Source organism: Curtobacterium sp. BNK-1 (genome assembly GCF_048685235.1).
Classification (GTDB): Bacteria; Pseudomonadota; Gammaproteobacteria; order Enterobacterales; family Enterobacteriaceae; genus Pantoea; species Pantoea agglomerans.
In genome coordinates, this window is the sequence record NZ_JBLQTJ010000001.1 from 1671534 (window position 1) to 1695716 (window position 24183).

Below are 24183 nucleotides of genomic sequence, written 5' to 3' on the forward strand. Positions count from 1 at the left end.
GGCCTCGGGTTATTGAGCGGCTGCCGCACGCATGGCGACCGGCTGAGCAGTGACCGGCATGCCGGGCATAAATACTTTTTGCAGACCGGCGATGATGACCTTGTCGCCGGATTGCAGACCCGATTTAACGATGCGCAAACCATCCACCATCGCGCCAGGCTGGATATCGCGCCGCTGCGCTTTACCTTCGCCATCCACCACGTAGACATATTTGCGATCCTGGTCGGTCAATACCGCTTTATCATCGATCAGCACCGCCTCGAACTGCGCGCTGCCGGGCAGACGCACGCGGGCAAACAGGCCAGGCGTAAACTGCCGCTGTTGATTGTCGAGCAGGGCGCGCATACGAATAGTGCCGGTACTGGCGGTCAGCTGGTTATCCAGAAAGTCAATTTTGCCCTGGTGCGGGAAACCCTGTTCGCCGACCAGCGCGATCTCAACCGGCAGCGCATGGCGCTGCTGGCCCTGATGCGCCATCGCCTGATAGTTCAGGAAGGTGTTCTCATCGACATCGAAATAGACATACATCTGCTGCTGCGACACCAGCGTGGTTAACACACTGGCGCTGTCGCCGGCGGTCACCAGGTTACCGGCGGTGATCATCGCCCGGCTGGCGCGACCATCAATCGGCGCGGTGACGCGGGTGAAGTCGAGGTTCAGCTGCGCCATATCGACCGCGGCCTCTGCGGCCAGCACATCCGCCTGCGCCTGACTGGCGGCAGAACGACGCTGCTCCCACGCTTCGCGGGAAATCGCCTGCGTGCCGATCAGCTTCTCGCTGCGGCCCGATTCGCTGCGGGCCAGACTCGCCTGACTGCGCGCCCGGGCCAGTTCCGCTTTGGCCTGCTCCAGCGCCGCGCGGTAACTCCGGTCATCAATGGTAAACAGTACCTGACCTTTTCTGACCTCATCGCCTTCACGATAGTTAACGGCATCAATGTAGCCAGAGACGCGCGGACGCAACTGCACGCTCTGCACCGCTTCAACCCGGCCATTGAAATTGTCCCACTGACTGACCGGTTTGATCAGCACGGGTGCGGCACTCACTTCAGGCGGCGGGGGAGCGGCGTTTTGCGCCACACCTTTATCGCAGCCGCTCAGTTGCGTGATGAGCAGTACCATCCCTAAGAGGGTTAAACCCTGACGAACCCGGTTCGTAATCATTGTTGTTATTCCGCGATAGATATAAACAGGCGGCCTGCAGGCCAATATTTGCAACTTTTAAGATTGCAATTAATCGCGGTGAGTGTAGGCTTGCGTGGCTGGCAACTGCAAGAATAACAGATACACTTTATGTGCGGTTTAGGGCAGGGCGATGAAAGCCTGAACAACTTAGCTAAAACCCCACAAATAGTGCGGCATTTAATGTACTAATAAAACTTGCATTAAATGGCATAGTCAGCCACCCTTAAGTGTAACTGCAACTGATACTAATACTTTTCGCCACGGCGACAGGAGAGACTGGAATGATGAGTGATGCTTTTATTCACGATTTAATCGACTGGATTGATAACAACATCGAAGCACGTCTGGATCTGGATACCGTTTCAGAGCGCGCGGGCTACTCCAAATGGCACCTGCAGCGCATGTTTAAAGAGCACACCGGTTATCCACTGGGTGAATACATCCGGGTTAAGAAGCTGAAGAAATCAGCCGACCGCCTGACCAGCACAGATGAACCAATTCTTAATGTGGCTATCTCGTTAGGTTTCGACTCCCAGCAATCCTTTAACCGCAGCTTCAAACGCCAGTATGGCGTCGCGCCGGGTGCATGGCGTCGGCACAGCGGGGATTCGCACGCAGCATAACCTCGCCAGGGCCAGCTTGTCTGGCCCGCGCTTTTCTCTGCGCGCAAAACTGGTATCATCTGCGTCCTGTCGTCACGGATGCCATCATGTCAAAAAAACTCTGGATTGGACTTTTTCTCGTCCTCGCGGCCTGTTTCTACGGCCTTAAACCCTATCTGAATTCCGTTTCAGCCCCTGCCCAGGCGGATATCGCCACCCTGACTGACGCCCATACCGTGGCGCGCTGGGTGCTGCAGCATCAGCAACTGCCGGACTACTACCTCACCAAAAACGACGCGCGCAAGCGTGGCTGGAATCCGGCCAAAGGCAACCTGTGTGACGTGTTGCCAGGCAAAGCCATTGGCGGCGATCGCTTTACGAACCGTGAAAAGCGTCTGCCCGCGCGTGCGGGCCGTCAGTGGTATGAAGCGGATGTGAATTATCGCTGCGGGCATCGCGACGCCGATCGCCTGGTTTACTCCTCTGACGGGCTGGTGTTTCTCTCCACCGATCACTACCGCAGTTTCAGGCAGGTGCCCTGATCATGCTTAATCTGACCTTTGACCTGCGTCAGCTCACCACGCGCGCGGCGTTTTATCAGCAGTTTGCTGAGCAGAGCGGTTGTCCGCAGACCTTCGGACATAATCTGGATGCGTTATGGGACTGGCTGACGGGCGGGATGGCGCTGCCTGCGACAATGTGGTTGCAGCACTATGCCGCGCATCAGGCCGATTTAGCGCCGGTGCTGGCGCTGCTGGAAGAGGCGGCGCAGTCGCTGGAGGGCGAACTGCGCCTGATCATTGATTAAGCGCGTAGCGGCTTGAGCAGCGCAACCAGTGCTTCGCGGGCTGCCAGCGGCAGATCGCCGCCGCCGGTGTAACCATTGTTCTCAATGATGACCTGGTTCAGCCCCACCAGCCAGTCGTAGATATAGTAGGCCGTGTGGTTGGCCGGGGCGGCGGAGAGTCTGGTCAGACGCTGACCGGAACTGAAGCTGACGCTGGGAGCCGGAGGCCGCGAGAAAATCACCTGACCCCGGTTAACGCGGCTGGAAGGGCGTTCATTTTCAGGACGCTGTAAAAAGCCGAGCCAGGCCACAAAATCCCCCAGCACCGTCATCGCCCGCGTCACCTGACGATCCGCGCGTGATTCATGGCTGACGCTCTGCGTATCGGGCTCATGCAGCGCCTGCTGCAGCTTTTGCGCGATATCGGTGCGGAATCCGGCCGTGATCAGCTCTTCAACCAGCCACTCCATCGTTGGCTTATCCACGTTCAGCAACGCCAGCAGGCTGCGGTTTTCCGGCAGCTGACGCAGATGATCCAGCCACAGCAGCAGCACCTGACGCGGATACTGCTGCGCGCTCTGCAGACTCTGACGCGGCTGAACCGGCGCTTCAGCCGGGCTCTCACTGAACAGATCAAATTCAAACCCGATGCCAAACTGATTTTCCGGGGCCTGAATACTGGCCGGTTTGCTGCCTTGCAAGGCCGACTGATTGAGCCACAGCTGACGCAGCGCCTCACGCGGCGGCTGCAGGCGTTCCAGCAGCTCGCCATGCAGGCCGGTCCGATGCTGTAAACACTTCAGTAGCGTATCGGCGATATTCTGTTTGCGTGCCGCCTGTTCCGGGCTGGCACCCGCTTCGGTCCAGGGCAATAAACGCCGCTCCACCACAGTGTGCTGAATCTGCGCCAGCTGAGCCAGCAGCATGTCGCGGCGCGCTTCCGGCTGCATCTCATCCTGCAACCAGCTCGCCATGCGGTCGACGCCCGCGCGATCCAGTGCCAGCATCGATCCCCAGTGCTGACCGGGCTGTCCCATCTGACGCTGCACCGCTTCATCTACATTGACCTGCTGATGGCGGGCATCGAAAGGGGTAATCGCCCAGATCAGACGCGGTTTCTCTGCGGATTCCTGTGCGGGCTGCTGACGCTGCCATTCGCGCAGCGTTTCGCTGGCGAGGTCGGCATCCTGACGCTGGCTGGCTGCGGTACAGACCAGCAGCAGATCAATTGCCTGACGCGCGGCGTAAAAACCGGGCAGCAGGGCTCGTTTCTGCTCCAGCAGTTGGGCACGCAGCGGATCCTGCTGCTGCAGGCGCTGACGATCTTCCTGGATTGCCGCGTCACCGGACTGGCCTGGCGCGGGCAGTTCCAGCATATCGGCATCATCATAGAGTGCGGTTCGCGGTGTGGAACTCAGCGGGACCAGCACTTCCAGCGTCAGCAGCGCCAGTAATCCCAGTGGCACGTTCTGCGCCTTACCGATGCGGTTACCATTCAGCGGGCAGACTTCCACCAGCTGCTGTTGATCCTGCTCACTGGCCGGCACAATCAGCTGCTCGGCCGGCAGCAGTGATGTGTCGGTCAGCAGGCTCAGTGGAGCAAGCACCCGGCTGCTGTTACGCAACTGGTGACGCAGATGCAGCAGGGTGCGCAGCATCTCATTCAGTTCAGGCTGACCCGGCCACAGCAGTGAAAAAAGCTGTACCCGGTCGTCAACGCTGAGCCAGGGCGCCAGCTCAACCGCCTGCGGCCAGAAATGACGATCAAGCCGCGCATCGTGGTGCGCACGACGACGGCACCAGGACCAGAGTGTCACCAGCGCATCGCCTTCCAGACCCGCCAGCGGCGTGGCGAGGCGATGACGCTGCAGGCGCTGCAGTGCGCTGTCGATCTGTGCGGTGTCGGGTGTTGTCGCGCCGGCACAGGCGACCATCAGCCGTACGATCTCCGCTTCACTCAGCAGCATCAGTTCAACCGGCCACTCGTTTGAAAGCGGCTCACGCTGATGGCTGAAACGGGTGGCGGTAGCAAAATCGAGGTTGCCGGGATTGATATGCTGAAACCAGTTCAGCAGTTTATCACCCATGCGGGTCACTAACTGGCCCTGTGCATCGGCCACCATTTCGTTCAGCAGCCAGGCCTTACCCGCCTGCGACTGGCCAAACAGCGCCAGCGTCACCGGACGCGCCACCTGTTGCGCCAGCGCCTGAGTCTGCACGCGCGCCTGGCGCAGTTGCAGCGTCAGGGTTTCTGCTTCCAGCGCCAGACGCGGCGACTGCTCACGGCTGCTCTCAATCCAGGCCAGACTGTTATTCAGGGCGTCCTGCAACAGGCCAAGACGTTTTGCCAGCGTTTGCGGCTGACGGGGTTTCAGGGCTTTCATCGTTTACACACGCTCCCGCTGTCAATCCAGTATTGCGCATTGGCATTGCCGGTTGCCGACAGGGTATTTAGTTTGAGACTCAACTGCTCCAGCGGCACGCGGGTGCCATCATCCAGACGGGCATCGCTCAGCACCAGACTTTCCGGGCCGGACGCGTCGGGTCCGGCTTTTACCGCCAGCCGGATGCGCAGCACGCTCTCACCGGCCACTTTACGCGCCAGGGTGGCGTCGTTCAGCGTCAGGCTATAGAGCGGCGAGGCGGGCCAGCGATCGTTATCAAGCTGGCGGAAGCCGAGACAGACGTTGCCGCGAATACGGAAACTGCGCTTTTTATCCAGCACATAGCCGGGATCGTCGAGGTCAATTTCGCTGTAGCAGAGGTTCTCGTCCGTCAGCGCCTGGTTTTCGTCGAGCATGCCAAGATAGCGAATCGTCGAGTAGGGTTCAAAATCGCCTGCGCGGAACCAGAAGCTGCTGAGGCGCAGATCCAGCGCCAGCAGGCAGAGCATCGCGCCGACCGCCGCGGTCGATTTCGGGTTGTCGATGCGGCCATGTTTGTTAAACGGATACCAGTCGCTGGTGTGATAGCCTTCCAGCGACAAAATACGGCTGCCCGGCAGCGGTTGCAGATGACGCACCAGCGCCTGAATGCCCGGGAAGCGCGACGGGCGACCGGTCAGCAGCAGCACGTCACACTGGTAGAGCGACACCACTTCACACATTGAGCGCAGCGCCGGGATAATCGCCATCCGGTGCTGCATAAATTCGCCGTGCAGCTGGGACAGGCTCACCACCAGCGGCACCTGCAGCAGGTCAAAGCGGCTGTTACCGCCCAATTCGCGCTGAATCTCGCCGTTGACGAAGGCCAGTACCGCTTCGCCCGGAGGCTGATCGACCAGCTCGCCAAACAGTGCGTTGATCTCCGCATGGCTCTCCAGCGGATCCCAGTTTTCGTAGCGTTCCAGTACCGCCTGCGCCAGCGGAATAAACAGTTGTAAGGTGATCTGCTGACGCAGCGTGGCCTGACCGTCCATGCGGCTGTCGTGACCAAACAGCTTGTTCATCAGCGGTTCCGCCAGCGTCAGGCCCGCTTTCTGCAGATGCTGCTGCAGCGCCGGTAAAATCCACAGCTGAATCACATCCAGCAGGATATCGTCGCCCGCGACTTTAAAGCCTTCGCGGAACAGCAGTCGCGGCGTGATTTTGACGTTGTTGCCCTGACCATCATCCAGACGATACTGGGTGATGGCGAGGTCAGTAGTGCCGCCGCCGATATCAATCGAGGCGATGCGCAGGCTCTTGCCTGGCAGTTCGTCAGCATCGCGCGGGCGATCCGGACGGGCCATGCTGCTGAAAAAGTCTTCGGCGCGACCGGCAAAGTTGACCTGGGTTTCATTAAACAGCCAGACCATCTGACCACAGGTCGCTTCATCCCACTCCATCTGCACATCCGGCAGCGGTTTCGGGTTCTGACGTGGCAGTGCTGGTGAAAGGTCATCTTCGTCAGCCAGCCAGCCTTCCGCTTTCCAGACCAGCGCCAGCGCTTCCTGCATCCGGCGGCGGAAAATTTCACGCTCCGGCTTCGGCATCGCTGACGGCAGCGTCAGGATCACATGGCGCAGCTGACGCGGCGCGTGGCTCTGTGGCATCCGCTGACGCTGTGCCGCGCTGTTCATCTGCATCAGCGCCTGAGCCAGCAGCTCACACAGCATAAAGGTCATCAGCGAACTGCGGCTGTAGTGCGGAGAAAAGACCGGCAGACGATCGTCGGGTGCCAGCGTCGAGAGCGGCTGGCCTTCGTCGTTGAGCAGGGTGGTAAAGGGTGCGGCATAGGCCAGCGGTTCAGCCTGCTCGCCGGGCGTGTTAAAACGCCAGCCTGGCTGATAGCGCGCCTCATCCCACAGATAACGGCGCGGGCTGGAGAGGCCGGTGCTGCCTTCCAGTCCCACACGCTGCAGGGCCAGACGGCTCGCTTCACGGCCGACGCGCGTCAAAGAAGGCCACATAAAGGCCTGCTCACGACCGCTCTCCAGCGAGAAGTTCGCTTTGCCAAAACGGGTCTCGGCAAACTCCAGACGGCTGTCAAACAGCTCGTTGTAAACCTGATGCGGCTGCGACAGATCGCGCAGCTGCAGCTCATAGGTCTGTTTCAGGCCGTTGCTCTCTTCCGGGTGATCTTCAACCAGAATGCCGCAGGTATGGGAGTTACCGACATCCAGAATGATATCGACATTGACCGCCGGGGTCTGCAGCGTGGCGGCCTGAATATGGATCTCGCTGAGGTCGAGCTGTTCGCCCAGCAGTTCCAGCAGATTGAGGTAGTGCGCCTGATACTCAAACTCGCGCAGCGCCTGATTAATCGCCTGTTCGCGGCGATCGGAGACGCGGTCGGTAAAGGATTCGCGCAGCCAGCCGTCAACCCAGGTCAGGTCAAGAAAATCACCCAGCTCGTAGTTGTGCCAGGCGAGCGCAAAGGTCACACCGTTCTGTGCATCAGCCGTGCTGAGGCCGAGCTGTTCACCGCCATCCTGTTCCGCCACGCAGCGGGTATCAAAGGCCAGGCTGACGCGATGGGTATTGCCCGCTGCATCGGGCGCGGGCAGCGCAACCAGACGCATCCGCGCCCAGTTTTCAGGACCGCCGATAAAACGACGTCCGCTGGCACAGCGCAGCATCGGCAGCGGCAGCCAGCAGGCTGACAGCAGAGAGAGCGAGTCCGCCAGCGCGATATCAGACTCCGGGCGCACCACTTCCGCAGCGCCGCCATCTTCCGGATAGAGCAGGAACTTACCGCTGTTGCCATCGACGTTCAGGCGCAGCAGCGGGCCGTTGGCGGTCTGGCGCACAAACTGGCGGCGCGCAGGGGTATCTGAGAGTTGCAGGCCGAAATCCAGAAACTGCACGCCGCTGTTTTCAATCAGCGAAATTTTTTGTTTGTCATCGATCAGGGGAGCCAGCATCGTTATTTACTCTCACGCTTAATCGTCATCGGGAAGACCCGGTCATCAGCATACTGCGCTTCACACACTGCGGCACCGATACTCGCATGGCAGACCAGCAGCGGCATACGGTAGCGCGAATTGTTCTGGCACTTCGCCGTGTAGCGGCTCTCAATCACCAGGTTACCGGCGCTGGTCATGGCCGCGCTGACATCCGCTTTACAGGTGGTATTGCCCTGGGCGATCTGCACGCTGCCTTTGCCGTTTTTAAACTGGAAGCGCATCACTGGAGGCTTACCGGTTGGCGTCGGCATCTGGTCGATATTGACACGCCAGCGGCCATCAATCACCCTAACCTGGCCATCGCGCACCGCATCCGGCGTCACGATCAGGTCATCGGGTTTGGCCGGAACCGGCGCCGTCACCGTTGTGGCAAGGGTAGCAGATGCGTCTGCCGGTGCGGTATCGGTGGTGGTGTTGGCCGGTTTCTGCGGCTGCGATTCAGGGAGTTTTTCCGGTGCTGCCTGCTCTGCAGGTGGCGTGACAGACGGTGTCGCCGCAACCGGTGCCGGAGTCGCAGCAGGGGCCGGAGTGGATACCGTCGCCGGGGCTGACGCTGGCTTCGCAGTGGCAACCGGTGTTTTTACGGGTTCAGAACGATGCAGCAACACGGCCACCGTCACGGCAGCAGCAATCGCCACCGGCGGTAACAGATACCAGACGCGGAAACGGCGGCGAGCCGCTACAGGCGTCGCCGGCTGAGCTTCAACGGGTGCCGCAACCGGCAGCGGTTCAGCCACAGGTTCAGGTTCGGGCTCAGTGATTATCTCTGGTTCAGCGATGACCGGCGCGGCAGGCAGCTCAGGCAGCGGTTCAACCAGCGCCACTGGCAGGTTCTCTTCCAGCGTGTCACGCAGGCATGCCAGCGCGTCATCGCGGCTGCGCGCCTGGGCATCGACAAAGCCCCAGAAGGTGATGACCGGTTTGCCATCAACCAGATAGACATACTGCTGGTCGGGGAATTGCAGGGTTTTGCTCAGCAGCGCACCAAACAGCCGCATCGATGGGTTCTCAGCTGCGCGCGCGCGCGTACTGAGATCCTGCATATCCTGCTGACAGGCGGTGAGCTGTTGCAGCGCCGCGCGACGTTCATGATCGCTGGCACCCAGCCAGGATTTGACCCGGCCGCTAAAAGGGGCATACCAGTCGAGGCGATCGCCCCGTTCATTGGCCTGAGGAATGGCCAGGCAATCTGCCAGTGCGCTCTGACGGCGCAGGCGCAGGGTTTCACGAATTTGCAATGCTGAGGCGTAGACCGGCTGGCCATTTTCACCTAACGCCAGAACTGCATCTAAATTACCGCTGCGCAGAAAAGTTTTTGCCACCTGTTGGGCCCTTATCGGTCGTTGTCTGAGGCAGAAAATCGCGTGTTATCGACGATTAGGTTGATTTTACGCGGGGCAAGGACAAATCAAACGGCAGAAAAGGGGGTAAATCCACTGTTTTTTTCACCGGCTGACGGAAAAACCACCGCTATTTCAGAGAGTATGACGCAATCAGCCGGATTTGCGCACCAGCAGCAGGTGGGCGATGACGCCGCCCGCCAGTCCCCAGAAGGCCGGACCAATGCCCAGTAGCGAAACGCCGGATGCGGTGATCAGAAAGGTGATCAGCGCGCTGTCGCGTTCGGCAGGCAGATCCAGTGCGCGGTGGAGGCTGCCACCCAGCGTGGCAAGGAGTGCCAGACCCGCCAGCGCCTCAATCAGCACCACAGGCAGGGCACTGAACAGCACGGCGATCAGCGCACCGGACGCGCCCGCCAGCAGATAGAAGATCCCCGCCAGCGCCGCCGCGCGCCAGCGTTGCTGAGGATTTGGGTCGACCTCATCGCTCATGCAGATGGCCGCCGTAATCGCCGCCACGCAGACCGAAAAACCCCCTAATGGCGACAGCAGCAGCGCAATTAATCCGGTCCAGCTCATCAGTGAAGAGACTGGCGGACGGTAGCCGTGCGCCTGTAGCGTGGCGATGCCGGGGGCGTTCTGCGACGCCATCGTCACCAGGAAATAGGGCACGCCGATCCCCAGCAGCGTGGTGAGCGTAAAGTGCGGCATCACGACTTCCGGCATTGCCAGCCTAATCGGCTGAGGCGGAAAGTGGATGGCGTGCTGTGCCAGCGCGACGGCAACACCCACCAGCAGCGTGACCAGAATTGCATAGCGGGCCAGCCAGCGGCGGGCCAGCAGCCAGGCCAGGCACATGCTGCCGCACAGTACAAAGTTACTTTGCAAATCGGCAAAGGTCTGCAGCCCGAAGCGCAGCAGAATACCTGCCAGCATCGCCGCTGCCAGCGAGGCAGGAATGTAGTTCATCAGCCGGGCAAACAGGCCGGTGACGCCGCACAATACGATCAGCAGGTTGGCGAAAACAAAGACGCCTACCGCCTCATTCAGCGAAATGCCGTGAAAACTGGTCGCCAGCAGCGCGGCGCCGGGCGTTGACCAGGCAGCCAGCACCGGCATGCGGTAGCGCAGTGACAGGCTCAGCGAAGCGATCCCCTGCGCAATGCCCAGCACCGACAGCCAGCCGCCAATCTGCGCGGGCGTGGCGCCCGCCGCCTGAAACATCTGATAGATAATCGCGCCACTGCTGCTGTAGCCCACCAGCACAGCCACGAAGCCGGAGACCAGCATCGGCAGGGTAAAACGGGGAGGTTCCGCTCTCGTCATGGTCAGACTCTTTATGAGGTTGTGCGTTATAGCGCACATGGTCGCATGATGCGCTATAACGCACAAGTGTTACACTATTGCCATAACGTCACTCACCAGGATGACGAGAAAGCAGGAGAAAAAATGGCGGATTTTCAGCAACACCTTAGCAGCGCGCTCAGACAGTTGCGGCAGGCCAATGGCTGGAGCCTGACGCTGACGGCGGAGCGAACCGGCGTCAGTAAAGCGATGCTGGGCCAGATTGAGCGCGGTGAATCGAGTCCCACCGTGGCGACGCTGTGGAAGATTGCCACCGGTTTCAACGTTCCGTTTTCCTTTTTTATCGACGGCAGCGTGTTGCCTTCAGGTGCCGCGCCTGCATTCAGTCAGCCCAATGCCGACATGTCGGTACGGTCGCTGCTGCCTTACGATCCGCAACTGCGTTTTGATCTGCTGGCGGTGGAGCTGGCAGCGGGGGCGCAGAGTCATTCTTCGCCCCATGAAGCGGGCTGTGTGGAGCAGGTGGTGGTCATCGAGGGCGAACTACTGCTGGGCGTCGGTGACCTCTGGCGACGTCTGCTCGCCGGGGAGGCATTCCAGTTCAGGGCCGATGTGCTGCACAGCTACCGGAACCCGCTCAGCACGCCGCTGCGCTTCCACAGTCTGATCCACTATCTGCAGCGCCCGGACGTTACAAATTGATACCTGAGCAAACTACACAGTTTACCTTCGTATCTTTATACTTTCGCTTATCGATGGAGACGTGTAATGAGCGATCTGACTGAATCCGCTGCAATGCTGCGCATGCTGGTGGGCAAGCTGGGCCGCCGGTTGCGCGAGTCAGCACCGCCTGGCGAATTAACCTGGTCGCAGGTCGCGGTGCTGGGTCATCTGGTTCGCGATGGAGCGATGACGGTGACGCAACTGGCGGCGGCCGAGGGCGTACGCACCCAGTCAATGGGCGCGACCGTCGCCGGGTTACTGGCGGCGGAACTGGTGACGGGCGAGCCGGATCCCCATGATGGCCGTAAAACCCGCTATCTTCCCACGACGTCCAGCCTGGCGGTGATTACGTCGAGTCGCGCGATGCGCGATGACTGGCTGGTCCGGACGCTGGAAGCGCGACTGAGTCCGGCAGAACAGCAGCAACTGACCGACGTTCTCCCTCTGCTGCAACGACTCACTGACTATTAAATCTGAGGATTCAACATGGCTGTAACCACACTTGATGCAAAAACTGCGCTGATTGTTATCGACCTGCAACATGGCATTGTGGCGCTGCCGCTGGTTCATGAACCGCAGCCGGTGATCGAACGCTGTGCCGGACTGGCTGAGGCGTTTCGCGCGCACGATCTGCCGGTTGTGCTGGTTAACGTGGCTGGTGGGGCGCCGGGCCGCAATGAGCAGGCACGTCACAGCGGCGAATTGCCCGCCGACTGGGCCACGCTGGTTCCGGCGATGACCCCACAGCAAAATGACCTTACGGTCACCAAGAAAACCTGGGGTGCGTTTCACGCCACGGCGTTGCACGATGAGCTGCAAAAGCGCGGCATTACTCAGGTAGTTATTTGTGGTATCGCGACCAGTATCGGCGTGGAATCCACCGCACGACAGGCGTATGAGCTGGGTTACAACGTCACGCTGGCGACCGATGCGATGACCGATCTCAACCTCGATACGCACAACAATAGCGTGAACCTGATCTTCCCACGCCTGGGTGAAACCGGCAGCTGTGAGGATATTAAGGCGCAGCTGAATTCACGCGCCTGATTGGCGTGCGACGTTAAGCGTCGGGCCACCGCGACGGTGGCCCGTTGAGGGCAGACATAGCTCTTATCAAAAAACTGCGCCATGTTTCTCCCCAGGGGGCCGGACGAAACTCTTCATCAGCAATCGCTGACATAATGACATTCAAATCGTCATCCTCATTCTGAAGCAGGATGTTTATTTCATTTCGCGCTTCGATAACAGGCATGTCATGATCAATATAGCTCTGAAGCATTTCTTCGAGGGTATTGCCAAAGTCGTCATGATGGCAGCTTAAAAACACTCTTAACATGCCGGTTAGCGCCGGGTATTGTTTCTCGGGTTTATCACCCCATCCACGGATAAGACGTGAGAACATAGTAAGGTTTCCCGTTATAAGTTTGCTTAAGCAGCACCACGCGCACAGCGTAACAGGTTTCTTTTGCCGCTTTACCCTGCCTGAATCCATAACCCACAGCAGCCCTGCTACGATATACCAGTTCCAGAGGACTGGCGTTATTCCCCCAGTTCGCCCAATGAATGATCCGTAGTCGGTTAGCTTTCAGGGCTGAGCTGATCGCTTTTTCTGCAATCTGAACTGAATAATATGATGATACTGAGTGCATATTTGGGCTGAGGGCCAGCCTGGCGAGTAAATCATCATCAGAAATTGCGACGTGCTTAGCAATGGTGTGGCCGCCAGCCCTTACAGAGCTGACAGCCTCATGCTCAGCAATTTTAAACGTCCCCGCCCGGACGTATACAACACGGGCTGCACTAACAGTAAGTCCAAAGGCAGCTGGAACACCCACATCTATGGCCAGACCGATATTCCATGCTGCTGTGTCGTCAGCGCCAAATTTCTTTGCGAGAGCAACAGCCGTCTGGTAGGTGGCAGTTCGGGTATTCTGGCCGGTCAGCACCCGGTTAGCTGCAGCATTAATGCTATCCATACTGTGAGCACCAACGACAATACATGCTGCCTTGATTATCCCGGTGGGTTCGGGAGCCATACACAATGCGGTTGCACCAGCCAACTCCAGACTACCCATGAGCTGGTCAAGACCACCCATAAGACGGTTGCTCATTCCCTCGGATTCAGTAACTGACTTATCGGAAAGCACCGCAGCAAGATGTACCGGAGACATTGCAATTTGTAGCTCGTTGTCCATAACAATCAATCCTTAAAAGAAATTCAATTCGCGCGCCTGATTCGCGTGTGAAGGTAATATCCGGGCCACCACAGCCGTGGCCCGAATTGTTTTAGCGGAAGGCGTAACCCAGCGTTAAACCGACGCTGTAATTGCGGCCCGGCGCGGATTCGAAATAGCGACCATTACTCTCATTCACAATCACTGAACCCACATAGTGCCGGTCAAACAGGTTATCGACCCGGCCAAACAGATCCAGCGTCCAGTTCTCAACCAGCCACTTATAGCCACTGTTAACCGCTGCCACGGTGTAGGACGGGGTGTTCACGCTGTTCTGATCTTCAGCGGCGATCTGGCTCAGATAACGCACCTCACTGCCTGCATAAAAGCCCTGTTCCGGCAGGTAACCGAGTCCGGCGTAAGCCATGTTACGGGCAATACCAGGAATGCGGTTGCCGTCACAGCTGTCGCTGCCGCAGGCGTTAGTGCGATAGCGCGCATCCAGCAGGGTGTAGGCCATCTTCAGCCGCCAGTCCCAGGCAAACTGCTGATCCAGGCTTAACTCCAGACCGCGACGGCGGGTCTGACCGGCATTTTTATAGGTAGTGCGTCCGCCACTGCTGGCATCCGCCACAATCTCATCCTGGGTATCGGTCTGGAACAGCGCCGCGCTGATCAGGCCATTGCCGATGCGTTTCTTGCTGCCAATCTCCAGCGTATCGCTGGTGGCCGGTTTCAGCCCCAGATTCAGACCGGTCGCGCCGTCTGAACGGTAAGAGAGCTCATTAATGGTCGGGGTTTCAAAGCCGCGACCGGCGGAGATCCACGCGTTCCAGCCTGGGTCAAAGGCATACTTCAGTGCCGCAGCGGGCAGCCATTTGTGATAGCGCGCATCACCGCTGTCGTCGCCGTTACCGGGCTGAATATAGAAGTCATTAGAGTCAAAGTTAACGGTGCTGAACCGCACACCCGCATCCAGCGACAGCTTATCGGTCAGTTGCCAGGCGGTCTGCAGATAGGGATCGAGCGTCCACATCAGGTTGCGCTCGTTGCGGCGCAGATTGCCCTGTTCGCCCAGCTGTGTCACCCCGTTGCTGACCGTGAAGTTTTCATAGCCCTTGCGGCGCTCGGTCATGGTTTCGTAGTCGAGTCCGCCGGTCAGCGCCACCGGAATCGACAGCAGCGTGTCGCGATGGGTCCAGCGGGTATCGACGCCCTGATAGTGGCGGGTCAGGGCGATCACGCCACCGGGATGAGACGGGTTGCGCTGCACGGCTGCAGGGATCGACTGGAACTGGGTAGTTTCGCGCATGCCCGCATAGAGCATCACGCTGAGGTCGTCATTTTCACTCATCTGGCGCTGATAACGCAGGCCGCCCTGAGTCTGATCGACAGTCTTACGGGTGTTATAAAGCGGGACGTTGCTGACCACCTGACGTGGATTCTCACGCCACTGCGCCTCGGTTAAGCCGCCGGGATCCTGCGCGTCAATGTGAACGCTGTTAAACAGCAGCGTCAGGGTGCTGACATCATCAATACGCACACCCAGTCGGGCGTTGCCAAGGTTCTTCTGCGCAGCGCTGTGATCACGATAGCCGTGAGTGGTGAAGCGTGAGGCGGAGACGGTGTAGTTAACATCCCCGGCATGGCTGCCGTCACCGGTCGCACCGCTGGCTTTCACGCTGTTGCGCCAGCTGCCATAGCTGCCGTACCAGCTGCTGGCTTCAAGCGTGGTCGGCTGCTGACCCTGCTGAGTGGTGACATTGATCACGCCACCCGAAGCGTTGCCATAAAGCGCAGAGAACGGGCCGCGCAGCACCTCAACATGATCAATTGAGCCGATATCGATATTGGAGGTCTGCGCCTGACCATCCGGCATGGTGGCCGGGATGCCATCCACATAGATGCGCAGCCCGCGTACGCCGTAGGTTGAGCGGGAGCCAAAGCCACGCATCGACAGCTGCAGGTCCTGTGCGTAATTTTGCCTGTTCTGGATCTGCAGACCCGGCACGCTGCTGAGGTTTTCCGACAGGTTAACGCGCGGTGCTGCCTGGCGCATATCGTCGCCACTGACCACGCTCAGGGCCGCAGGCGTATCGAGTTCGTTAAGGCCCGTTTCCGGCGGTGCAGCCGTGACGACCAGGGTATTGTCATTATCCGCCGCCAGCAGCGGCAGTGGCAAAATGGCAGGCAACATCAACAGCGTCGCCTGGCGCAGAGAGATTATTTTCATTATATGTGGCCTGAAAAAAGAGAGGATATGAACCAGGTGGAACAATTTCCGCATATGGTAAGGGTTTGATGCGCTGGGGTACATCGTTTCGGGCTGGATTTTTTCTCTGTTTACCGCCAGGCTGGAATCCATCTTTTGCAGTGATAAGGCGTCCGGTTCACCCGGATGCAGACAAAAAACTCACGGGAGTCAGCATGAAACAACCTGAAGTGGCGGTTCTGGGATTAGGCGCAATGGGGCACGCATTTGCCGCCAACCTGCTAAAAAAAGGCTTTCGCGTTCATGGCTGGAACCGCACCCGCGCGCGCGGCGAAGATCTGCTGGATGCGGGTTTGCAGCTGGCTGACTCGCCAGCTGAGGCGGTGCATGAAGCAGATGTCGTGATCGCCATGCTGTCTGATGGCGACACCACTGAGCAGGTGCTGCATAAGGTCAAAGAGGCGTTTAAGCAGGGCGCGACGCTCTGCCAGATGGGCACCATCGGCGTAGAAAAAACCGACGCGCTGATCGCCTTTTTCGCAGAAAAACGCCCCGATTTGTTACTGATCGACGCGCCGGTCTCCGGCACCAAAGCACCAGCAGAGAATGCGCAGATTCTGGTGCTGGCCAGCGGCGATCAGAGCCGGGCGCAGGCGGCAGAAGCGGTATTTGCTGCCATCAGTAAAGGTACCCAGTGGCTGGGTGAGGCGGGAAAAAGCACCCGGATGAAGCTGGTCATCAACAGCTGGCTGATTGGCATGATGCAAAGCCTGGCGGAGAGTACCCGGCTGGCAGAGCAGTTCGGCTTTTCCACCGACGATCTCTGGCAGGTGCTGGAGGGCGGTCCGCTGGCCGCACCGTATGCAAAAATGAAGCTCGGGATGATCGCCAGCGACGACTTCACGCCGCAGATGCATCTGGTCTGGGCGCTGAAAGATGCCCGCCTGGCGCTGGATGCCGCAGAGACGCCACTGCCGGCGCTGGAGAATATCGCCCAGCTCTGGCAGCAGGCGGTGGAGGCCGGACACGGTGAAGAGGATCTGGCGGTGATCTACCGCTATCTGAAAGCGCAATGAGTCAGCAGCATTTTGACTTCAGCACGCGTCCGCTGGTGCCGCTGGCGCACGATTACCTGCACGGTGCCAGCGAACCCTGGCACCAGCACGCCTGTGCCCAGCTGATCCACACCCTGAGCGGCGTGGTACGGGTAGAGACGGAGTATGGCAGCTGGATTGTGCCGCCGAGTCGTGGCGTCTGGCTGCCCGCATTTACCCGTCATGCGTTGCAGATTACCGGCAGTGTGGCGGCGCGCACGCTGTTTATCGATCCGCTGGCGCGCGCCGATCTGCCCGCCAGTTGTCAGGTGGTGCAAATCTCACCGCTGCTGCGCGAGCTGATTGTCACGGCGCTGAGCCTGCCAGAGCGTTACGCCGCAGGCAGTCGGGCCGAGCGGGTGATGGAGTTAATTCTGGATGAGATTCGGGGCATGGATGTGCTGCCCTTTGCGCTGCCAACGCCCGACAGTCCCCGTTTACAGGCGCTGTGCGAGCTGATTCAGCAGACGCCCGGTGAGAGCTGGACGCTGCTGCGGGCCAGTGCCCACCTGAATGTCTCGGGCCGCACTCTGGCCCGCCATTTTATGCGCGAAACCGGCCTGCAGTTCAGCGACTGGGTGCGGCGCGCCCGACTGGCTATCGCCCTGACGCGACTGGCTCAGGGCGACTCCGTGCTGCGGGTGGCGCTGGAACTGGGCTATGAAAGCCCCAGCGCGTTTAGTGCGATGTTTCGTCGTCTGCTGGGCGTCTCTCCGACTGACTATTTTCCGCCTGCAGAAACTGGCCTGCCGCGCTGAGCAGCGCCTGCAGGGCGGCGCGGGCGGTGTCATTGTCGATACTCACTCCCCAGGCTCGCGCGCCACGGGCATCCACGCAGCTGATATAGGCCACCGAGCGGCTGTCACTGCGTCGTCCCAGCGTATGCTCGTGATAGTCCTCAATGGTCAGATGCAGATCAAACGCGCTGCGCAGGGCATTGACCGCCGCCGACAGCCAGCCGTTGCCGCTGCCGGTCAGCATCAGCGATTGCGTCTGATACACCACGCTGGCGCTAATCTGCGTCTGCCCGCCGCTGTCACTCTGGCTGTCAGCCCGCTGTAATGCCACCGCGGGCTGCGTTACGCCATACTGGCGGCAGAAGAGCTGCCACAGCGCGTAGTGCGTCATCTCTCCGCCGTGCCGGTCAGTCTCCTGCTGAACACAGCGGCTGAAATCCTGCTGCAGCGCTCGCGGCATTTGTAACCCGTGATTCTGCTCCAGCAGCCAGGCGGCCCCGCTTTTTCCCGACTGGCTGTTAACGCGGATCACCGCCTCATAGCTACAGCCAATGTCGGCCGGGTCCAGCGGCAGATAAGGCATCTGCCACTCTGTTTCCTGCTGCTGAGCGCGGATGGCGAACCCTTTTTTAATCGCATCCTGATGAGAACCGGAGAAGGCGGTGAAGACCAGCTCGCCCGCATAGGGATGGCGCGGATGAACCGGCAGCTGGTTGCAGCGGGTTACCACTTCAATTACCTCATGCATCTGGCTGAAATCGAGCTGGGGCGAAACGCCCTGGGTATAGAGATTCAGCGCCAGCGTCACCAGGTCCACATTGCCGGTGCGTTCACCGTTACCAAACAGACAGCCCTCGACCCGGTCAGCGCCCGCCAGCAGCGCCAGTTCTGCGCAGGCAACGCCGGTGCCGCGATCGTTGTGCGGATGCACGCTGATGCAGACGGCATCACGGCGGCTGAAGTGACGGCAGAAAAACTCAATCTGATCGGCATAAACGTTGGGTGTGTTCACCTCCACCGTGGCGGGAAGGTTAATGATCATCGGGCGCTGCGCGTCCGGTTGCCAGACATCGGCTACCGCCTCGCAGATCTCCAGCACAAACTCCGGCTCGGTAAAGCAGAAGGTCTCTGGCGAATATTCAAAGGTCCAGTGGGTTTCCGGCTGCGCCTCGCATTCGGCGCGGATCTGCCGTGCACCAGCGGTGGCCAGCGCCACGATTTCCGCTTTGCTCTGTTTAAATACCCGCTCGCGAAACAGCGGCGCGGTGGCGTTATAGAGATGTACGATGGCGCGTGGCACACCCTGCAGCGCCACAAACGTGCGGGCAATCAGGTCCTCCCGCGCCTGAGTCAGCACCTGTAACGTCACATCCTCCGGGATACGCTGCTGCTCAATCAGGTCGCGGACGAAATCGAAATCAGTCTGCGACGCAGAGGGAAAGGCGACCTCGATCTCCCGGAACCCGCAGCGCAGCAGCAGATCCCAGAAGGCCATTTTGCGTTCCCGATCCATCGGTTCTGCCAGCGCCTGATTGCCGTCACGCAAATCGGTGGAGAGCCAGCGCGGCGCCTGGGTCAGCTGGCGTGAGGGCCACTGGCGATCGGGCAGGGTGATCAGCGGGGAGGGACGATATTTATCAGCGGGTCGGGTCAGCATAAGAGTCTCCTGTGGTTTTTTTATCAGTCTGCCGACACGCCTCCGGGTCCGCGCGCGCAGGGCTGACAACCTGACGCGCAAAAGTGACAACACACATCAAGGCGAATACTCAAACTGTAACAGGGCTGTTGCGCCTGAAAGCGCAGATGGCTGAAGGAGCATTGAAGGGCTTTAAGTCGATGGCAGATTTGGTGCTGGATAGGCGCTGTAGTCGTGTACTAAGCCCACATAGTGGGCTTGTAACGTTATGTGGCGATAAGCTTAGTTTTCACCTGAGAATGCTCAATATCAGAACAGCCAGCGCTGTTCCGAGATAGCAGATTCCTGCAAACATCCACAGGCGTGATAAATATATCATCCATCGACTTACTGTCAGTCTGTTTTCGCTGAAAAAAGAATAAGCAGGACTATCCTTATTAAAAGAGGATATTCGTTTATTCATGCTCAGCTTAATGAAAAACCTGCACACCTGGTATGCGCCAAAAAAACCGACCATGTGATAGAACGAATAGGGGGGAGGGAACTGATATTTTTCCAGAAACAATGAAATGAATTTGTCATATTCTTTTTTGTTAAAAACATAAATGAAGAAAGATATGAAAATAAAAAAGCTGCCTGCCAGGCCAAAGAACAACCCCATTCTTGATATATAAAACTCAGTCACCTGTTGACCCCAGTAAATAATCAACTGCTTTTTCGCCGGCCGTACTACCGATATAACCGCCGACCAGGGAACCCACAGCCGCGCAAGCAACACCTCCGGCCCCTGCGGTCACTATCCCAATGGCCGCGCAACCCGCTAACGCAGCAGAACCCCCCCATGCACCAGCATACATTGCACCACCGGTGCCGACAGCAAACTTTGTGTAATCTCTTACAGCTATTTTCCTGCATTCATTTTCGCGCCCTTCTGAGCAGGCATTCACCACATCGTTACTTGTCCCGACGAAAGCAAACCCGATACCTATATATCCTCCGGTCTTAAGGAAGCGCGCTGCCCTTGCTGCATTGCCGACATAATACGAATATCCTGGAATGCCACCTAACCCAACGGTAGACCACTCATGCACAATCGAACGACTGGAGAGGTTTAATGCTCGCTTCATATTGTCATACTGTTGGAATTTCACGATATACCGGGCGAGAGATTTTAACAGGGGCTTATTGACGAGTTCCTTTAGCTGATTAAGCAACTGATTACGTTCCACAAAGAACTGCTGGCTGATTAATGTCCCCTGAGTACGAAATTGATTCTGATAGCTGGCTTCAATTTTTTTCAGTGTCTGCTCAATAGCTTTAAAATACTTTTCGCCGACATCGCCCACAGTGCCGAAAACCTTGTCTCCGGCACCAGTCAGCGCAGCAATCATTCCGTAATGTTTCTGCATAAATCCGGCATCGTCGCTACCCAAGCCTATAAGCGCTGCGTTGGTTTTATTTTTAGCCTGTCTGAGTGTCGTCAGCATCTGCATTGTCAGGTGATCAGGCGTGTACGGATCAGCAACAATTAAAATTTGGCCCGGTTTCAGATACTGCGTATCCGCATTAAGTTTCATAAACAGACTGGCAGCCGGGGAGCGAATATCCCTGAAGAGTTCCCGTGCCTGATACTCCAGCGTGCCAGGTCTTTCCACAACACAATATCCGGGGGCTATGTTACGCGCCATGCTTCCATTCTCCATCAGTATTGGTGTTAAAGGAACAGCACTTCATATTCCTGAAAAACTGAAATAAAGATAAATAAATTTACTGCGTTACGCAAAAACAATTCTAAAGTGTTGTGGTACAGTTTAAAGCCGATATCTGCCCATTAAGGATCAGGATCCGGGCTGTCACCCTTAGTGATGCACACCTGCCTTCCAAATCGCGCCTGCTTCTTTGATTCTGCCTGGCCCATGATAAAAATCCTCTGCACCGTACCATGCAATATTCAGGACAACACCCTGCGTGCGCTCTGGTTTGGTGAATCCGCCGGGCAGGGTTAGCATGGTCGCCTGTTTATTTGGGTGGACTCATATGCTGATTTTTGACGGTCACAACGATCTGTTGCTTAATCTCTGGCTGCATCATCGTGATGCGCCCGCGCAGGCGTTTTATCAGGGGATTGAACCGGGCCACCTCGATTTTCCGCGCATTCAGCAGGGCGGGCTCGGCGGCGGGCTGTTTGCAATCTTTGTGCCTCCGCAGGAGTACATTGCCCGCACCGTTCCGGCACGTGCCGACGAGCCGTTTCAACCGCTTCAGATCATGTGGCAACAGCTTGAGATCCTGCAGCAGCTGGCCGATGCGTCAGGCGGGCGGGCGCGACTCTGCCGCAGCCATGACGAGATTGCCGCCTGCCGCGCCGCAGGCGTACTGGCGATGGTGGCACACATCGAAGGTGCTGATGCGCTGGATGAGGAGGGCGAGCAGCTGCACGCCTTCTGGCAGGCGGGGGTGCGCAGCATCGGGCCATTCTGGAATCTGGCCAGCCGCTTTGGTGAAGGCGTCAGCGGCACCTTTCCCGGCTCGCCCGACACCGGGCCAGGCCTGACCCGCGCCGGAGAGAGGCTGATTCAGCAGGCGAGTGACCTGAAGATGATGATTGACGTGTCGCATATGAATGCAAAAGCCTTTTGGGACACCGCCCGGCTCTCCAGCGCGCCGCTGGTCGCCAGCCACTCCAACGCGCATGCTCTCTGTCCGCAGCCGCGTAATCTGACGGATGACCAGCTGGTGGCAATCCGCGACAGCGGCGGTCTGGTCGGCATTAATTTCGGCAACGCTTTTCTGCGCGCCGACGGTAAACGCGACGCTGACACGCCATTAACAGAAATTGTTAAGCATTGTGATCACTTGTTGAAGATAATGGGCAGCGACCATGTAGCCTTTGGCTCTGATTTCGACGGGATTACCCCACCGGCTGCGCTGGGCGATGTCAGCGGATTGCCGCGATTGCTCGCCGCTTTTCAGGAAGCGGGCTATGATCAGACACTGACAGAGAAACTGGCATGGGGAAACTGGCAGCGGGTTTTACATCTGACCGGGCTGTGATAACAATTTCCTGATGTTCCGGGCTTGATCCCGACGCGCCATTGGCGCAACATCTGCCTGGAAATTGTGACGGCGGTCTCATTCAATGCCGGTCACACTGATTTCAGGCAGCTCATTTACTGTTAACCAAGAGGAAGTAACTCATGTGGAAAAAACCAACTTTCGTTGATATGCGTCTCGGTCTGGAAGTGACTCTCTACATCTCCAACCGTTAATCGTTCTGCCCGCCCTCTGAGCGGGCATTTTTTTTCAACTTCTGGTTTTCCTCTATGTTTATCAAAATCCTCGGTTCAGCCGCGGGCGGCGGGTTTCCGCAGTGGAATTGTAACTGCGCCAACTGCCACGGCGTGCGTAACGGCACGATCCAGGCCCAGGCACGCACGCAATCGTCGATTATCCTCAGCGATAACGGCGAAGATTGGGTGTTATGCAACGCTTCACCCGACATCAGCCAGCAGATCCTGCATACGCCAGAACTGACCCGCAAAGGGGTGTTACGCGGCACGGCGATCGGCGCGATTATCCTTACCGACAGCCAGATCGATCACACCACCGGGCTGCTGAGCCTGCGTGAGGGCTGTCCGCATCAGGTGTGGTGCACGCCGGAAGTGCATGATGACCTCAGCACCGGCTTCCCGATATTTCCTATGCTCACCCACTGGAATGGAGGCTTACAGCACCGTCCCATTGCGCCACTGACGCCGTTCAGCGTCGATGTCTGTGATGATCTTCAGTTCACCGCGATTCCGATTATCAGTAATGCACCGCCTTACTCGCCGTATCGCGACCGGCCGCTGCCGGGCCATAACGTGGCGCTGTTTATTGAAAACCGCGCGAATGGCCAGACGCTGCTTTACGCGCCAGGCCTGGGCGAGCCGGATGCGGTGATCCTGCCGTGGCTGCAAAAAGCGGATTGCCTGCTGATTGATGGTACTGTCTGGCAGGATGATGAGCTGCTGACTACTGGCGTGGGTCATAACACCGGCAAGGCGATGGGCCATCTGGCGCTGGCGGAAGAGCAGGGGCTGATGGCACTGCTGGCGTCGCTGCCGGCAAAACGCAAAATTCTGATCCACATTAACAACACCAATCCGATCCTCAACGAGCAGTCACCGCAGCGTCAGTTTCTGACGGAGCAGGGAATAGAGGTGAGCTGGGACGGAATGGCGATCCACCTTCAGGGCTAAAACATGCAGATCACTGACACGCTGTCGCCGCAGGCTTTTGAACAGGCCCTGCGCGACAAAGGCGCTTACTACCATATCCATCACCCGTATCACATCGCGATGCATAACGGTCAGGCAACGCGCGAGCAGATTCAGGGCTGGGTGGCGAATCGCTTCTATTACCAGACCACCATTCCGCTGAAAGATGCGGCGATCATGGCCAACTGCCCCGATCCGGCTACCCGTCGTAAATGGGTGCAGCGCATCCTCGACCACGACGGCAGCAACGGCGAAGAGGGCGGCATTGAGGCCTGGCTGCGGCTGGGCGAGGCGGTCGGGCTGACGCGCGAAGAACTACTTTCAGAGCAGCATGTGCTGCCGGGCGTGCGGTTTGCGGTGGATGCTTATATTAACTTTGCCCGCCGTGCCAACTGGCAGGAGGCGGCCTGCAGCTCACTCACCGAGCTGTTCGCCCCGCAGATCCACCAGTCACGGCTCGACAGCTGGCCGCAGCACTATCCGTGGATCAAAGAAGAGGGCTATTTCTACTTCCGCAGTCGCCTGGGTCAGGCGAACCGCGATGTGGAACATGGCCTGGCGCTGGCGCTGGAATATTTCACCACCGCTGAGACGCAGAACCGCATGCTGGAAATTTTGCAGTTTAAGCTCGATATTTTATGGAGCATGCTGGACGCCATGACCATGGCATACGAGCTGAAACGTCCGCCTTATCACACCGTGACTGATAAAGCGGCGTGGCACACCACCCGACTGGTATAACA

General features: G+C 58.5%; 22 protein-coding genes. 12 read left to right on the top strand and 10 right to left on the bottom strand.

The genetic code is table 11. The annotated features are described in order from the left end of the window. Positions 1-9: 9 nt before the first annotated feature. Positions 10-1164, bottom strand: coding sequence for an efflux RND transporter periplasmic adaptor subunit (locus ACMGGP_RS07960; RefSeq protein WP_498798336.1), 1155 nt, complete (start codon positions 1162-1164; stop codon positions 10-12). Positions 1165-1466: 302 nt separating this feature from the next. Here ACMGGP_RS07960 and ACMGGP_RS07965 point away from each other — a divergent pair, with 302 nt between their 5' ends. The 3 genes from ACMGGP_RS07965 (at position 1467) to ACMGGP_RS07975 (ending at position 2595) form a co-directional block, all read left to right on the top strand. Further along, positions 1467-1808, top strand: a complete 342-nt coding sequence (locus ACMGGP_RS07965) for a helix-turn-helix domain-containing protein (protein WP_009090299.1) — start codon at positions 1467-1469, stop codon at positions 1806-1808. 86 nt (positions 1809-1894) lie between these two features. Next, positions 1895-2329 carry a ribonuclease domain-containing protein gene (locus ACMGGP_RS07970; protein WP_010245306.1) on the top strand — a complete coding sequence of 145 codons (435 nt, stop codon included), beginning with the start codon at positions 1895-1897 and terminating at the stop codon, positions 2327-2329. Positions 2330-2331: 2 nt separating this feature from the next. After that, positions 2332-2595 (top strand): barstar family protein, encoded by a 264-nt coding sequence (locus ACMGGP_RS07975; protein WP_010670099.1) that lies wholly within the window; start codon positions 2332-2334, stop codon positions 2593-2595. On the opposite strand, the gene ACMGGP_RS07980 is transcribed toward ACMGGP_RS07975, so the two are convergent. The 4 genes from ACMGGP_RS07980 to ACMGGP_RS07995 form a co-directional block, all read right to left on the bottom strand. After that, the gene (locus ACMGGP_RS07980; RefSeq protein WP_010245302.1) at positions 2592-4958 is read right to left on the bottom strand and encodes a virulence factor SrfC family protein; all 2367 of its coding nucleotides are present in this window, start codon (positions 4956-4958) and stop codon (positions 2592-2594) included. The genes ACMGGP_RS07975 and ACMGGP_RS07980 overlap by 4 nt on opposite strands. Beyond that, positions 4955-7918, bottom strand: coding sequence for a virulence factor SrfB (locus ACMGGP_RS07985; RefSeq protein WP_010670101.1), 2964 nt, complete (start codon positions 7916-7918; stop codon positions 4955-4957). The genes ACMGGP_RS07980 and ACMGGP_RS07985 overlap by 4 nt, the downstream gene beginning before the upstream one ends. Positions 7919-7920: 2 nt before the next feature. Further along, positions 7921-9282 (bottom strand): SrfA family protein, encoded by a 1362-nt coding sequence (locus ACMGGP_RS07990; RefSeq protein WP_498798337.1) that lies wholly within the window; start codon positions 9280-9282, stop codon positions 7921-7923. A 171-nt stretch (positions 9283-9453) separates the two neighbouring features. Further along, positions 9454-10665, bottom strand: a complete 1212-nt coding sequence (locus tag ACMGGP_RS07995) for a benzoate/H(+) symporter BenE family transporter (RefSeq protein WP_152545237.1) — start codon at positions 10663-10665, stop codon at positions 9454-9456. Between the two features lie 84 nt (positions 10666-10749). Here ACMGGP_RS07995 and ACMGGP_RS08000 point away from each other — a divergent pair, with 84 nt between their 5' ends. The 3 genes from ACMGGP_RS08000 to ACMGGP_RS08010 all read left to right on the top strand — a co-directional run bounded on the left by ACMGGP_RS08000 (position 10750) and on the right by ACMGGP_RS08010 (position 12375). Continuing rightward, complete coding sequence (locus tag ACMGGP_RS08000) at positions 10750-11307, top strand: helix-turn-helix domain-containing protein (protein WP_052272072.1); 558 nt, start codon at positions 10750-10752, stop codon at positions 11305-11307. A gap of 66 nt (positions 11308-11373) precedes the next feature. Next, complete coding sequence (locus ACMGGP_RS08005) at positions 11374-11799, top strand: MarR family winged helix-turn-helix transcriptional regulator (protein ID WP_010245273.1); 426 nt, start codon at positions 11374-11376, stop codon at positions 11797-11799. 15 nt (positions 11800-11814) lie between these two features. Next, positions 11815-12375 (top strand): isochorismatase family protein, encoded by a 561-nt coding sequence (locus tag ACMGGP_RS08010; protein ID WP_010245270.1) that lies wholly within the window; start codon positions 11815-11817, stop codon positions 12373-12375. A gap of 13 nt (positions 12376-12388) precedes the next feature. Here the strand turns inward: ACMGGP_RS08010 and ACMGGP_RS08015 are convergent, their stop codons facing one another. From ACMGGP_RS08015 to pqqU, 3 genes are all read right to left on the bottom strand, one after another. After that, complete coding sequence (locus ACMGGP_RS08015) at positions 12389-12730, bottom strand: contact-dependent growth inhibition system immunity protein (protein ID WP_163762970.1); 342 nt, start codon at positions 12728-12730, stop codon at positions 12389-12391. Further along, positions 12699-13523: an RNase A-like domain-containing protein gene (locus ACMGGP_RS08020; protein ID WP_498798338.1), complete on the bottom strand. Its 825-nt coding sequence runs from the start codon at positions 13521-13523 to the stop codon at positions 12699-12701. Before ACMGGP_RS08020 ends, ACMGGP_RS08015 begins: the two co-directional genes overlap by 32 nt. 91 nt (positions 13524-13614) lie before the next feature. Further along, positions 13615-15735: a TonB-dependent receptor PqqU gene (gene pqqU, locus ACMGGP_RS08025; RefSeq protein ID WP_187513616.1), complete on the bottom strand. Its 2121-nt coding sequence runs from the start codon at positions 15733-15735 to the stop codon at positions 13615-13617. 68 nt (positions 15736-15803) lie between these two features. Between pqqU and ACMGGP_RS08030 the strand changes: the two genes are divergently transcribed. Continuing rightward, positions 15804-16790: an NAD(P)-dependent oxidoreductase gene (locus ACMGGP_RS08030; RefSeq protein WP_262388796.1), complete on the top strand. Its 987-nt coding sequence runs from the start codon at positions 15804-15806 to the stop codon at positions 16788-16790. Beyond that, positions 16787-17566 (top strand): AraC family transcriptional regulator, encoded by a 780-nt coding sequence (locus ACMGGP_RS08035; protein ID WP_010245094.1) that lies wholly within the window; start codon positions 16787-16789, stop codon positions 17564-17566. Before ACMGGP_RS08030 ends, ACMGGP_RS08035 begins: the two co-directional genes overlap by 4 nt. On the opposite strand, the gene leuA is transcribed toward ACMGGP_RS08035, so the two are convergent. Next, a complete protein-coding gene (gene leuA / locus ACMGGP_RS08040) occupies positions 17487-19202 on the bottom strand; it encodes a 2-isopropylmalate synthase (RefSeq protein WP_122458522.1) in 1716 nt (571 codons plus the stop codon). The two genes, ACMGGP_RS08035 and leuA, sit on opposite strands and share 80 nt — an antisense overlap. A 656-nt stretch (positions 19203-19858) precedes the next feature. Beyond that, on the bottom strand, positions 19859-20869 hold the full coding sequence (locus ACMGGP_RS08045) for a hypothetical protein (RefSeq protein WP_191917060.1): 1011 nt from the start codon (positions 20867-20869) through the stop codon (positions 19859-19861). A 349-nt stretch (positions 20870-21218) separates the two neighbouring features. On the opposite strand from ACMGGP_RS08045, the gene ACMGGP_RS08050 reads away from it, so the two are divergent. The 4 genes from ACMGGP_RS08050 (at position 21219) to pqqC (ending at position 24181) form a co-directional block, all read left to right on the top strand. Beyond that, positions 21219-22235, top strand: a complete 1017-nt coding sequence (locus ACMGGP_RS08050; RefSeq protein ID WP_346451151.1) for a dipeptidase — start codon at positions 21219-21221, stop codon at positions 22233-22235. Positions 22236-22378: 143 nt separating this feature from the next. After that, the gene (gene pqqA / locus ACMGGP_RS08055) at positions 22379-22450 is read left to right on the top strand and encodes a pyrroloquinoline quinone precursor peptide PqqA (protein ID WP_010245082.1); all 72 of its coding nucleotides are present in this window, start codon (positions 22379-22381) and stop codon (positions 22448-22450) included. A gap of 54 nt (positions 22451-22504) precedes the next feature. Further along, complete coding sequence (gene pqqB / locus ACMGGP_RS08060; RefSeq protein WP_172608503.1) at positions 22505-23422, top strand: pyrroloquinoline quinone biosynthesis protein PqqB; 918 nt, start codon at positions 22505-22507, stop codon at positions 23420-23422. Between the two features lie 3 nt (positions 23423-23425). Further along, positions 23426-24181 (top strand): pyrroloquinoline-quinone synthase PqqC, encoded by a 756-nt coding sequence (pqqC, locus tag ACMGGP_RS08065; protein WP_010245074.1) that lies wholly within the window; start codon positions 23426-23428, stop codon positions 24179-24181. Positions 24182-24183 lie beyond the last annotated feature (2 nt).